Origin of the sequence: Saccharopolyspora hattusasensis (assembly GCF_050972075.1) — a bacterium.
In the GTDB taxonomy this organism is placed as follows: domain Bacteria; phylum Actinomycetota; class Actinomycetes; order Mycobacteriales; family Pseudonocardiaceae; genus Saccharopolyspora; species Saccharopolyspora hattusasensis.
This window is the reverse complement of sequence record NZ_JBPCDC010000001.1, coordinates 1,390,273-1,404,773: the sequence shown is the minus strand read 5'-3', so window position 1 is coordinate 1,404,773 and position 14,501 is coordinate 1,390,273. Positions and strand designations below refer to the sequence as shown.

Annotated in this window: 1 protein-coding gene (running past one end of the window); it reads left to right on the top strand. The window is 65.6% G+C overall.

Features of this window, described 5'->3' with window-relative positions:
- On the top strand, window positions 1-14,501 hold the 3' end of the coding sequence (locus tag ACRXBZ_RS05730) for a WXG100-like domain-containing protein (protein WP_433878132.1). The gene continues 28,240 nt to the left of window position 1, outside the view; only the last 14,501 of its 42,741 coding nucleotides appear in the window; its start codon lies beyond the left edge, outside the window; it ends in the stop codon at window positions 14,499-14,501.

The following is a 14,501-nucleotide window of genomic DNA, read 5'->3' as shown; positions in this document are numbered from 1 at the left end:
AGCGGCGCGCCGGCGATTGGGTGGATGAGCTGTTCAACCGGGGTTACCGGATGGCCCATTCCGGCGACCAGTTCCACTTCCGGCTGGAGTTTGTTGACGACCCGGCGCAGGCCCATCGATCGATCGGCCTCCGCACCGACCCGGACGCGGGTACCAACCAGCTCATTTGGAACCCGTATGAGTCGGCCGCGACGTTCGCCCACGAGCTCGGGCACTACCTCGGTCTGCCCGATGAGTACTTCGACACGGGGGCTTACACGCTCGGTCGCCGACAGACCGCGGACGGTGTGTCGCTGCGGGAGTACACGGTCCGGACGTACCTGGACACGGACGAGTATCTGAATCCGCTGCGGGAGAAGGTGGGTGCCGACGAGCGGTGGGCCGCGGAAGCGGAGGCGGACGCGGCACGCGAACCGCACGATGCTGCGTTGCGGGAGGAGGCGCAGCGGTTGCGGGCGAAGGCGGACGAGTCGAAGCGGCGGCTCGCGGATGCCCAGCGGGAGGTCGATGAGCTGAAGGACCGTGCGATCAGCGGGGTCACGGAGTTGTTCCGGCCCGAGCGGATGCACCCGGACGCGGGGTATTTCGTCAAGCTGGAGTTCAGCGACAACCGGGCCGAGTCGCACTTGCGCGTCGACCTCGGCAGACAGCCGACGGGGACCCGAGGTCCTGGGACCTTCGGGCCAGCGGGCACGGGCCTCGCCGAGACGGTCGGTCTCCACCTGGGGCTCACGCCCGATTTCCTCCAGCGGTTGCGCGCGGGCCAGGTCGGGGATCTCCAGGAGCGTCCGAAGGCCGATGACCGGCTGTTGTTCAACCGGGCCGATCCGCCGATGCCCATCGACACCGATACCGGCCGGCCGCACAGCTCGCAGAACTCCTACATACCCGATGACGGGTTGATGACGGGCAAGCAAGGGGCGTTCCTGCCACGGAGCCTGTGGCGGATCGAGGAAATCGCGATTTCGCAGGGACTGCGTCCGGATGTGCTGGTGCCGGGCCCGCAGCGCCGGGCGCGGACGTTGGATCACCTGCTGTCGCGGGAGCCCGTCGAGGAGAGTGCCGTGCTGCGTGAGCTGGGTGCGCTGCGCGGGGATCCGGCCGCCGTCCAGGAGGTGCGGGACGCGTTCCTGGCGAATACCGGGGACACACTGGACGCGGTTCTGCGCATGGTGCTCGGCGAGGACGGTCACAAACGCGCCATGCAGCGCCTGGTGTCGCGGGACTCGGACGCTCCGGCAGCCTCGGCGGTCGACGCGGAGAACTACCGGGTAGCCAGGTCCTCGGGCGACCGAGCAGACGTGCGGGAAGCCGATCGTCCGGAGACCACTGGCGGGGAAACCGCCGAGCGCGGCGGGGAAACCGATCGGGGATCGGTTCGTCGGAGTGGTCCCGAACCGGGGACCACTCCGGCCGATCGGCAGACGGTGTCTACGGCCCAGACGGAAACTGCTCGCGAGGCTCGGGAGCAGTCTGCATCGTTGTACCGTTCCAGTGGATCACGGGGGTCCGGTGGTCGTGGAGCGCCGTTTGATGAGGAGTTCTTGGCTGACGACTCGTCGGAGTCGTCGTCGGATTCGGGCGCGTCGGAGTCTCGGCTTACGGAGGATCGGGCAGCGGGACGACCAGGTGCGGGCGCGGGGCCGGCCCCGGGTAGGGACACGCGGTCGGAGTCCGCTGACGATCCGGGGTCGGAGACCGTTGGGGACACGCTGTCGGACTCCATGACGCGTGTGCCGGGTGATGTGGCGACCGGTGGTACTGGGAGGGTCTTTGGCGAGGCGGCCCCGGCAGAGTCGCCGGGGCGGCTTGATCGCTTGAGCGCAGAGACGGAGCCGGCGGAAGGGACGATGCCCGCCGCGGAGTCTGCTGTGGATGGTGGTGCCGTCTCGGTACAGAGCGACGTGGTTTCACAGGCGACCTCGGGAGGGTGGCAGTTCGATTCGGATGAAACGGATTCGGCGGGCTCAGGTGCGGTGGCCGGGCCTAGCGGTCGTCCGGGGGTTGGCGGGGAAAGTCGCGCGGATGGTGCGACGGGTCCGGTTGAAGTGGACCGTGCGGAGGAGGCGCGCGGTGTGTTGGAGTATTACGAGGCTATCGCGGGTGGCCGGGCTCAGTTGGCCGAAGCGATCGGGTTGCATCATCAGGAGCGGGGCTTCCGGCGGTTCAGTCCGCGGTGGGTGCCCAATTATGAGCAGCGTTTGGTCAATATCGCCCGGCTGATGTTGGACGTGTTCGGCAGGGACCCGGGTGAAGATCCGTCTCCTGCCGAATTGCCGCGGATAGCGGCTTTCTCGGACTTGCGTGACGTTCGTCGTTTGTTCGACGCGGTTCGGCGCCGCTATCCGGATGTTGGCGAGAGCGTCACGATCGATCATGTGCGGCAGATGGTGCGGGACTTCAACCCGGCTGACAGACGGCCGGTGTCGGATGCGGACGTGCAGATGCTGGTGGAGCTCGTCGAAATCGCGAGGGATCGTTGGCGTGGGGCCACCTTCGAAAGCTTGCAGAGTGTTTGGCGCGCGCAGACGGCGCCTGTGGAGCTCCCCGGCCTTGTGGTGCTGGGTGCTCTGGAGTCCATTGCCGGCCGGTTGGTGGCCAATCGTGTGCGGCTGGAGGCGAACAACCGGAGGGGCTTGCTGGCTCGTGTCGATGTTTTCCGGGCTAACGTCCGGGAGGAGAGGGGGACGCATTGGCGGCCGACCGACCGTTCTCGTTTGAGCTCGTTGGGTGATCTCCAGATCACCGGTGAATGGCTGATCCAGGAGGCGAGCGTCGATGTGAGCGATCCTGCCGTGGCCGCGCTGGTGGCGTTGGCGGAGGAGCACGGTGGCGTACGCGCTGTGGCCCAAGCGGTTGGTGTGGATTCACGGTATTCGGCACGGGATCGGCAGAACCTGCGCACCACTGTGGATCGGGTGTGGCAGGAGTTGGCCATCGTTGCGCGGTTGGCGATGGACAGAGATGGCGACCGGCCGACTCTGGATCAGGTGCGGCAGGCCGCGGACTTTGATCTGCTGTGGCCGCGCCTGCGGGGGTTGCGGGTGCAGGGTGTGGACGACCGGCTGGGTCCGATGCCTGCCGATCTGGACGAAGCGAGGCTGGCCGAGTATCTGCGGTCGGTGGTTGAGTTGTGGGCGGCGGGTCCCGGCGCGGAGGGTCAGGTCGGGGGCGCTGTTGCGCGTCCGGTGACTGACGACGATGTGCGTCATCTGGCCGATCTGATGATGTCGCAGGCACGTCAGGGGGTGGTGACGTGGGAGAGTCTGGAGCGGGCCTGGAGGTTTGAGCGCCGCGCGGTGACTGAACGTGTCGAGGGCGCGGTGGTTGCGTTGCGGCGGGGTGCTGTGGCGCGGATGACGTGGGATTTGGCGTCGTTGCCGAGTTGGTACCGGGGGGATCTGCGGGTACTGGCCGACGGGATAGCGTCGGTTGCCGGTGCGCAGGTATTCCGGGATATGGAGAGCGGCCTGGTGCTGTTGCGGCCGGCGGATGCGCTGGTGGCGGATCGGCTGGAGCAGCTCCAGACCCATGCTATGGAGCTGGCCGCGCAGATTCAGGCCGTGGCAGAGGCGGCCTATCTTGCGCCTGTGGATCCGTTGATGCTGGCCGATGAGTTGGTCCGGCGGTTCGGCCGCGACGAGCTGGGTGTGGCTGGGGATGGTGCGCTGGGCGACGCTGATCGGCGTCGGATCGTTCGTTTCGGCGCGTTGGCGTCGGTGCTTGCCGATGTGCGTAGCGCCGCGGATCTGGACGTGGCGGATGTGCGGCACGCCCGGCGGGTGGCCGGTGCGTTGGAGGACGCTAATGCGGGCTTGCGGGCGACGGGGGTGGGTCCAGAGAACCTGCGGAGTGTTGTTCGTGACTTCCTCGGTTTGCGCGCTGGCGCACGGGTGTCGCATGAGGACATCCGAAGCCTCGCGACCCAACTCGTTGCTGTTGCGCCGGAACCCGGGATGTTGCGGGAGGTGGGTTCGCGGTGGGTGTCGGACCGGATCAATTCGGCGCTGTCCGGGTTGTGGAGTGCGTATGACCGGATTGCCGCGGATATGGCGGACTTGCCGGATGACTACCGGCCGGATTTGCGGGCGGCGATGGCGGAGGCCGCGCGTTTCCGGGGACCGGTGAACGTGCGGCGCTGGGCTGTGGAGGACGGGCGGCAGGTGCTGCGTCTGGAGGAGTTGCGGTCGGGTCTGGAATCCGTCGCCCGTGATGTGTCGACGGGGGATCCGGACGCGAATGGTCCATTGAGGACGATTGTTCGGGCCGTCGAGTTGCCGGAGTCGCGCAGCGAGGCGCCCAGGGTGGGGGTGGGCCGCAGCGATGACAGCGGTTCAGGCGGGACCGCTGAGCGGGATGCGGCCACCGGTCTGCATGATGTTGCCGGTGCTTTCCAGAGCGTGCTGCGGCAGGAGCCCCGTGCGATCCAGGCCGGCTTGTTCCTGCGGTCCGGGCTTTCCGATGATGATCTCATTCTTCTTGCTGCGCAGCGGATCTCGTCTCGGCGTGACCGGTTTGTGGTGGTGGCGCGTGGTGATGGACGTGGTCGGGTGTTGGTGGATGGGCGGCCGGTGGATGCGGGCACGCTGGCCGATGTGATCCGCCGGTCACCCAACTGGGATCCGGAGGCTGGGGCGTCGGTGTGGTTGCTCGCGTGTGCGGTGTCGCCGGAGTATGTGAAAGAGCTGAAGGAGCTACTGAATTCGCCGGTGCGGCATGGTGTGGGTGGGTTGACGTGGATTGGGCCAGGCACTGGTGATTCTCTCGCGATGGTGGCCATGGCGGTGATGGCGGATGGTGCGATGCGGCCGCAGGAACCGTCGGCCGGCCGGGTGCTGGAGTACCGCCCGGGGGTCGATGAACCGGTGGACCTTGGGCCGGATGGGTTCCCGCGCGATCCGGAAACACCGCGTGAATTGGGATTTTTGCCGCACCCGGTGCACCTGCGCGCGCCGGTGAACGAACGCGCTGCCAGGCCGCAGGTGCCGCTGTTTGAGGACCAGGAGGGGGAGATTGATGTCCAGGAGCAGGCGATTGAGGTCCTGGAGCGGGAGAACGAGGTCCTGGAGCAGGGACTCAGGGAGGAGATGGAACCGTTTGAGGATCTGATGCGGGGATTCTGGGCGGATGTGCATCGACTCCGCGCGGACGTGCTGCTTTTTCCTGGTGAGGAGTTGTTGGCGGGGCTTGCTCGGCCGTTCGTGGGGGAGGGTGGGGATGGTTGGGAGGGGCTGGCGCGGGAGGTCGGGCTGGATGTTGGGAGGGATGATTTCCGGGAGGCTTTGACGTCTCTGGCGGAATTGGCGTGGGATGTTGGTTTCGATGGGCGTAAGTCGGCCGCGGTGTATGTGTCGCGGATGAAACTGCTCCGGACGCTGATCGACGCCGGTTTCGAAGACGGCAGGCAGGGTGCTGCTTTCTATGACCGGACGGTTGGCGATCTGCGGGAGCTGGTGGCAGATCTGGCGGAGCCGGTGTTCAACCATGTGACGGGTCAGCGCGAGAAACCGCGGCCGGAGAATGTGTCGGACGACGAGATTCGTCGCTGGATCGAGCCGATGGAACTTGTGCACCACGTTGGTGGTTACCGCAAGCTCGTCGGTGAGATCGGCGCGGATTTGGTGAGCGGCAGGCGACTGTTACGGGTTGTGTATGTGGCGTACGAGTTGTACGACGAGAATCCGGACATGGCGACGCTGCGCAGCCTGGCGTGGTTGGCCAGCCAGCTTGATCCCGTGTCGTCGAACATTTCGTTGTCGTCCCTTGCCAAAATGGTTGCGCGGTTCGAAGGCCGAGACGCCCGCGCCTTTGATTGGGAAGTGCGTGACTTGGTGGAGTTGGCGGGGAGGGCGCGGGACGTCCTTGGTCGGCTGGATTCCGTTCAAGTCGATGCCGATGCCGATGGCGATCAGCAGGTCCGTGCGGAGAAGGCGTTGGAGGCGATGTGGAAGGCCGACAAGCGTTGGCGGCGAGTGGCGGGCAGGCTGGCAGGGTTTGCAATCCCGGGGCCCGCGCGTGACGCAAAGCTGGTGCAGTGGGCCCAGGGGTTGGTTGGGTTCGAGGAAGCTCGGGCTGTGGTGGTCAGGGAGCCGGCGAAGTCGCAGGCGCTCCTGGACGCCGTTGTCCTGACTCCGTTCGTGACGAGGATTGCTGAGGGGTTTGGGGGTGACTGGAGGGCGGTTGCGGCGGAGGTAGGGCTTGGGGACGTAACTAATCTGCCGGCTGATTACCGGGAGTCGTTGCTGAATTTGGCGGCGTTGCACTGGGACACAGAACCGATCCTCCTTCGCAACGCTGTGCCGGTGATGCGGCGGCTCAGGTTGTTGATCGATGCCGGTTTGGATGACGGCAGGGAGGGTGCCGCCCGCTACGCCAGAACGGTCGATGATCTTCGGGCGCTGGTGGCCGATCTGCCGGTGTTCGACCCTCGGACCGGACGGCAGCTGCGTCTTGGGTCGACCAGGGCTGTGGGGGACGTGGAGATTTATCTCTGGCTGGACCGGATGGACGTGGTGCACGATCTTGGCGGTGTTGGCGCGGTTGTCGGTGCGGTCGGCGCGGATTTGGTGGGTGGTAGGCGGCTTTTCCCGGTCATAACGCTGGCACAGCAGTTATACGGCGAAAATCCGGACATGGCGACGCTACGCAGCCTGGCGTGGTTGGCCAGCCAGCTTGATCCCGTGTCGTCGAACATTTCTTTGTTGTCCCTTGCCAAAATGGTCGCGCGCTTCGAAGGCCGAGGCGGCCGCGCCTTTGATTCGGAAGTGCGTGACTTGGTGTCGTTGGCTGAGAGGGCGCGGCTGGTCCTTGGTCGGCTGGATTCCGTTCAAGCCGATGCCGATGCCGATGGCGATGGCGATCAGCAGGTCCGTGCGGAGAAGGCGTTGGAGGTGATGTGGAAGGCCGACAAGCGTTGGCGGCGAGTGGAGGGCAGGCTGGCCACGCTTGCAATCCCGGGGCCCGGGCGTGACGCACAGACGGTGCAGTGGGCCCGGGGGTTGCTGGCTGGGTTCGAGGACGCTCGGGCTGTGGTGGTCAGGGAGCCGGCGGAGTCGCAGGCGCGCCTGGACGCCGTTGTCCTGACTCCGGTCGTGACGAGGATTGCTGAGGGGTTTGGGGGTGACTGGAGGGCGGTTGCGGCGGAGGTAGGGCTTGGGGACGTAACTAATCTGCCGGCTGATTACCGGGAGTCCCTGCTGAATTTGGCGGCGTTGTACTGGGAGACAGAACCGATCCTCTTTGACAACGCTTTGTTGGGGTTGCGGCGGCTCCGGTTGTTGATCGATGCCGGTTTGGATGACGGCAGGGAGGGTGCCGCCCGCTACGCCAGAACGGTCGATGAGCTTCGGAGCCTGGTGGCCGATCTGCGGGTGTTCGAGCTTCAGGCCGGACGGCAGCAGCATCTTCGGTCACCCGGGACTGTGACGAGCGGGGAGATTCGTAGCTGGCTCTGGCGGATGGATCTTGTGCACGATCTTGGTGGTGTTGGCGCTGTTGTCGGTGCGGTCGGCGCGGATTTGGTGGGTGGTAGGCGGTTTTTACCGGTTATAGCGCTGGCACAGCAGTTGTATGGCGCGCGGCGGCCGGGGATGGCGACGCTGCGTGGCCTGGCGTGGTTGGCCAGCCGGCTTGATCCCGTGTCGTCGAACATTTCGCCGGCGTCCCTTGCCCGCATGGTGGCGGGTTTCGAAGGCCGAGAGGATGGGCAGGACTCCCTTCCGGAAGTGCATCGCTTGGTGGAGTTGGCGGGGATCGCGCGAGAGGACGGTGGTCAGGTCGACGGCGATCCGGTGCAGGCGTTGGAGCCGATGTGGAACGCCGACAAGCCTTGGCAGCGAATCGGGTACAAGCTGGCCGCGCTTGCACACCCGGAGTCCAGGCGTGAGGAACAGACGGTGCAGTGGGCCCGGGGGTTGCTGATTGAGTTCGAGGAAGCTCGGTCTGTGGTGGTCAGGGAACCGGCGGAGCCGGCGGAGTCGCAGGCGCGTCTGAACGCCGTTGTCCTGACTCCGTTCGTGACGAGGATTGCTGAGGGGTTTGGGGGTGACTGGAGGGCGGTTGCGGCGGAGGTAGGGCTTGGGGACGTATCTAATCTGCCGGCTGATTACCGGGAGTCCCTGCTGAATTTGGCGGCGTTGTACTGGGAGACAGAACCGATCCTCTTTGACAACGCTTTGTTGGGGATGCGGCGGCTCCGGATGTTGATCGATGCCGGTTTGGATGACGGCAGGGAGGGTGCCGCCCGCTACGCCAGAACGGTCGATGAGCTTCGGAGCCTGGTGGCCGATCTGCGGGTGTTCGAGCCTCAGGCCGTACGGCAGCAGCATCTTCGGTCACCCGGGACTGTGACGAGCTGGGAGATTCGTAGCTGGCTCTGGCGGATGGATCTTGTGCACCACGTTGGTGGTGTTGGCGCGGTTGTCGATGCGGTCGGCGCGGATTTGGTGGGGGGTAGGCGGTTTTTCCCGGTCATAGCGCTGGCACAGCAGTTGTATGGCGCGCTGCGGCCGGGGATGGCGACGCTGCGTGGCCTGGCGTGGTTGGCCAGCCGGCTTGATCCCGTGTCGTCGAACATTTCGCCGGCGTCTCTCGCCCGCATGGCGGCGGATTTCGAAGGCCGAGAGGATGGACAGGCCTCCCCTTCGGAAGTGCATCGCTTGGTGGAGTTGGCGGGGATCGCGCGAGAGGACGGTGGTCGAGTCGACGGCGATCCGGTGCAGGCGTTGAAGGCGATGTGGAACGCCGACAAGCTTTGGCAGCGGATGGAGGACAGGCTGGCCGCGCTCGTGGAGACCGGGCGGGACGAGCAGGCGGTGGAGTGGGCCCGGGGAGTGCTGGTTGAGTTCGAGGACGCTCGGGCTGTGGTGGTTAGGGAGCCGGCGGAGTCGCAGGCGCGTCTGAACGCCGTTGTCCTGACTCCGGTCGTGACGAGGATTGCTGAGGGGTTTGGGGGTGACTGGAGGGCGGTTGCGGCGGAGGTAGGGCTTGGGGACGTAACTAATCTGCCGGCTGATTACCGGGAGTCCCTGCTGAATTTGGCGGCGTTGCACTGGGAGACAGAACCGATCCTCCTCGTTGACAACGCTTTGTTGGGGATGCGGCGGCTCCGGCTGTTGATCGATGCCGGCTTGGATGACGACAGGGTGGGTGCCGCCCGCTACGCCAGGACGGTCGATGATCTTCGGGCGCTGGTGGCCGATCTGCCGGTGATCGACCCTCAGACCGGACGGCAGCGGCGTCTTGGGTCGACCGGGGCTGTGGGGGACGTGGAGATTCATCGCTGGCTGGACCGGATGGACGTGGTGCACGATCTTGGTGGTGTCGGCGCGGTTGTCGGTGCGGTCGGCGCGGATTTGGTGGGCGGTAGGCGGCTGTTCCCGGCCATAACGCGGGCAGAGCAGTTGTACGGCGCGCGTCCGGGGATCGAGAAACTGCACTACGTGGCGCGGGAGCTGCGGGTTACGGAGGTGCGGAAGTCGCTGCAGCAGCACATGGCTCGGAAGGCGGAGTTGGAGCCGCTCCTGGAGCTGGATGAGTCTCGGCAGGCGGAGTTGGCGGCGGCGCTGGAGGTGGCCGAGTCTTCGCTGCTGACGGAGTTGGCGACGTTGCCGGAGCGGACCGAGGATGGGCAGGCGGAGTTGGATTCGTTGCCGGAGCAGGTCGAGTCTCAACAGGCGGAGCGCGATTCGTTGCGGGAGCGTATTGGGGCTCGGCGGGCGGAGATCGAGGCGTTGACGGGTCGTATCGAGGCTGAGCAGGCGGTGTTGGACGGGTTGGTCAGCGACGCAGTCCGAGTTGGGCAGAAGAGAACGGCTGATGAGCTGACGGGGGGCGCGGAATCGTCCGATGGCCGGCGGGTTCGCTTGCGGGGGGCTGTGCCGGAGGAGATTCAGAAATTCGCGGAGGTGGCCCGGCGTATGGACGCGCATTTCGCGGCGTTGCCCGCAAGTTTCCGTCCGGATTTGCGTGCCAAGGTCGCCTATGCGAGGCAGTTTGCGGAGCAGGGGAACTGGACCCAGGAGGATTTGGACGAGGCCAAGGAGAAGCAGCCGGGGATGGAGGCGGCTGAGCGCTGGTTGCGAGGCAAGGCGTTGTCCGGTGCGGGGGCGTCTTCGTCTGCTGGTGCGGGTTTGCGGGAGGCTGGGGCGGCTGGGGTTTCGGGCGATGATGTGGAAGGGCTGGGTGAGCCGGTGCAGGGGGTGGTGATTCCGGCTGGCATGTTCGTGCGGTCCGGGGATTCCGATGATGATCTTCTTCTTGGCGCTGCGCAGCGGATCCCGTATCGAAGGGACCGGTTTGTGGTGGTGGCGCGTGGTGATGGACTTGGTGGGGTGTTGGTGGAAGGGCGGTCGGTGGATGCGCGCACGTTGGCCGGTGTGATCCGCCGGTCACCCAACTGGAATCCGGAGGCTGGGGCGTCGGTGTGGTTGTTCGCGTGTGCGGTGTCGCCGGCGTATGTGACGGAGCTGAAGGAGCTACTGAATTCGCGGGTGCGGCATGGTGTGGGTGGGTTGACGTGGATGGGGCCAGGCACTGGTGATTCCCTCGCGATGGTGACCATGATGGTGGTGACGGCGGATGGTGTGATGCGGCTGCAGGAACCGCCGACCGGCCGGGTGCTGGAGCACCTGCCGGGGGTCGATGAACCGGTGGAGCTTGGGCCGGATGGGTTCCCGCTCGATCCAGAAACACCGCGTGGTTTGGGATTGCCGCACCCGGTGCACCTGCGCGCGCCGGTGAACGAGGGCGCTGCCATGCCGGATGAGCAGGAGTTTGCGGGCCGGGAGCAGGAAACCCGGGATTCGTTCCGCTTGGTGCCGCTGTCTGAGAAGTTGGTGGCGGAGCTTGCTCAGCCGTTCGCGATCGCGGGGGAGGTTGGGGATGGTAGGGAGGAGCTGGCGCGGGAGGTCGGGCTGGATGTTGGGAGGGGTGATTTCCGGGAGGCTTTGGGGTCTCTGGCGGAGTTGGCGTGGGATGTTGGTTTCGATGGGCGCCAGTCGGACGCGGTGGATGTGTCGCGGATGAAACTGCTCCGGGTGTTGATCGACGTCGGTTTCGAAGACGGCTGGCAGGGTGCTGCTTTCTATGACCGGACGGTTGGCGATCTGCGGGAGCTGGTGGCGGATCTGGAGGAGTCGGTCGACCATGTGACGGGTCAGCGCGAGAAACCGCAGCCGGAGGATCTGCCGGACGACGAGGTTCGTGGCTGGATCAAGCGGATGGACGTGGTGCTCCGTCTTGGTGAGGTCCACGCGGCTGTGGTGGGCGACAGCCTGCCGCTCACCACTCTGGTGGGCGGCAGGCGCGGGTTGCCGGTCATGCGGCTGGCGAGGCGGTTGTATGGCGCGAAACCAGACACGGAAACGTTAGACGACCTGTGGTGGTTGGCCGGTCAGCTTGATCCCGTGTCGTCGAATATTTCGAAGGTGTCCCTTACCCGCATGATGGCGGGTTTCGACGGCCGAGCCGATATGAATGTGTCTGGTTCGGAAGTGCGTAAGTTGGTGGGGTTGGCGGGCAGGGCGCGAAAGGTCCTTGGTCGGCTCGGTTCCGTTCAAGCCCATGCCGATGCCGATGCCGATGCCGGTGCGGGTGCCGGTGCTGCTGGGGGTCAGCGGGTCAGTCCGGTGCAGGCGTTGGAGGCGATGTGGAACGCCGATCTGCCTTGGCAGCGGGCGAGGGGCAGGTTGGACGCGCTCGAGAGGACCGGGCGGGACGAGCCGATGGTGGAGTGGGCCCGGGGAGTGCTGGTTGAGTTCGAGGAAGCTCGGTCTGTGGTGGTCGAGGAGCCGGCGGAGTCGCAGGCGCGCCTGAACGAGTTGGTCCTGACTCCGTTCATGGCAAAGATTGCTGAGCGGTTTGAGGGCGGCCGGGGCGAGCTTGCGGCGGAGGTCGGACTTGGCGACGGGACCGACCTGTCCGCCGATGCCAAGCAGTCCCTGCTGAATCTGGCGGAGTTGTACTGGGAGATTGATCCGGATCTGTCCCGATTTGACGAGGCTCCGCTGTGGATGCGGCGGATCCGGGTGTTGATCGTTGCCGGCTTCGAGGACGGCAAGGTGGGTGCTGCCTTCTATCAGCGGACGATGCGTGAGCTGCGGAGCCTGGTGGCCGTTGCATACGGGCCGGTATTGAACCCTGAGACCGAACAGCAGGAGCTTCGGTCGCCCGGGGATGTGCGACTCGACGAGATTCGTCCCTGGCTTGAGCTGATGGACGTAGTGCATGACCTCGGCGGTTACCACGAGTTCGTCGGTGAGGTCGGCGCGGATGTGGGCGGCAGGCGGCTGTTCCCGGTCATATGGCTGGCAGTGGAGTTGTACGGCAAGCAGCCGGGTTTGGAGATGCTGCGCGGTCTGGCGTGGCTTGCCAACCAGCTTGATCCCGTGTCGTCGACCATGTCGTTGTGGTCGTCCCTTACCGACATGATTGCGGGCTTCGAAGCCCTACCCCGTGAACACGTCGACGTTCTTGATGTGCGTGACCTGGTGTCGTTGGTGGGGAGGGCGCGGGAGCACCTTGGTCAGGTCGACGGCGATCCGAAGAACGCGTTGGAGGCGATGTGGAACGCCGACAAGCCTTGGCAGCAAGTGAGGGACAGGCTGGCCGCGCTCGTAAGGACCGCGCGTGACAAAGACGACGTACCGATGGCGGAGTGGGCCCGCGGGTTGATGGCTAGGCTCGAGGAAGCTCGGTCTGTGGCGGTCAAGAAGCCGGCGGAGTCGCAGGCGCGCCTGAACGCCGTTGTTATGACTCCGTTCGTGGAGAGGATTGCTGAACGGTTTGAGGGCGACTGGAGCAAGCTTGCGGCGGAGGTAGGGCTGGGGGACGGGACTGGTCTGCCGGCCGATTTCGAGCAGTCCCTGCTGAATCTGGCGGGGTTGTACTGGGAGATCGACCCGCATCTGTCCCGATTTGACAAGGCTCCGCTGTGGATGCGGCGGATCCGGGTGTTGATCGATGCCGGCTTCGAGGACGGCAAGGAGGGTGCCGACTTCTACGCCAGGACGTTTGACGATCTCCAAAACCTGCTGGCCGATCTGTGGCTCCCGGTGTTCAATCCTTCCACCGGCCAGGACGACGCTCGGCCATCCATCGGGTTCAAGACGTTTCGTCGCTGGCTCAAGCGGATGGATCTGGTGCACGATCTTGGTGGTGTCGACAGGGTTGTCGGTGAGGTCGGCGAGGATTTGGTGGGTGGTGGGCGGCTGTTCCCGGTTGTACGGCTGGCAGAGAAGTTGCACGACGAGACGGCGGATATGGAAATGTTCCATGGTCTGGCGTGGCTGGCCAACCAGCTTGATCCCGTGTCGTCGAACATTTCGTTGGAGTACCTCACCAACGTGTTTGCGGGCGTCGAAGGCCAAGCCGGTGTCCATTCCCTTTCGGACGTGTACCACTTGGCGTTGTTGGCGGGGAGAGCGCAAGAGTTTCTTGGTCAGGTCGACGGCGATTGGAAGGGAGCGTTGGAGGCGATTTGGAAGGCCGACAGACTTTGGGAAAGGAAGGAGAACTGGCTGAAAGAGATCGAGCGAAATGCGCGCGACGAGGGTGACGAACAGACGGAGCAGTGGGCCATGGCAAGGCTGTTCGACTTCGCGGACGAATGGTCTGTGGCGGTCAGGAAGCCGGCGGAGTCGCAGGCGCGCCTGAACGCCGTTGTCCTGACTCCGTTCGTGGAGAGGATTGCTGAGCGGTTTGAGGGCGACTGGAGCAAGCTTGCGGCGGAGGTCGGGCTGGGGGGCGGGACCGAGCTGCCGGCCGATGCCCGGCAGTCCATGCTGAATCTGGCGGATTTGTACGGGGAGATAGACCCGGATCTGTCCCGATTTGACGAGGCTCCGCTGTGGATGCGGCGAATCCGGGTGTTGATCGATGCCGGCTTCGACGACGGCACGGAGGGTGCCGCCTCTTATGCCCGGACGATTGATGATCTACGGAGCCTGGTGGCCGATCTGACGGGGGTCAATCGTCAGACCGGACAGGACGAGCCTCGGTCGCCCGGGACTGTGGGGGGCTGGGAGATACGTCGCTGGCTTGGGCGTATGGACGCGGTGCACGACCTCGGTGGTTACCGCAAGCTCGTCGGTAAAATCGGCAAGGGTTTGGTGGGCGGCAGGCGGCTGTTGCCGGTCATAGCGTTGGCAGAGCATGTGTACGGCGAGCGGCTGGGGATCGAGGAACTGCGCCACTTGGCGCGACAGCTGCGGGTTGCGGAGGTGCGGGAGTCCCTGCAGCAGGCCGAGTCCCGGCAGGCGGAGTTGGCGGCGTCCCTGCAGCAGGCCGAATCTCGGCAGGCGGAGTTGGCGGCGTTGTCGGCGCGGAATGCCGGTGAGGGTGTGGAGTTGGAGTTGCGGGAGCGTATTGGGGCTCTGCGGGCGGAGATCGAGGAGTTGGCGGGGCGTATCGAGGCCGAGCAGGCGGTGTTGGAGAGGTTGGTGAGCGACGCGCGGCAGGAGAGCGGGCAGGACGACGCAGTCGCGCGTGTGGCGGAAGACTGA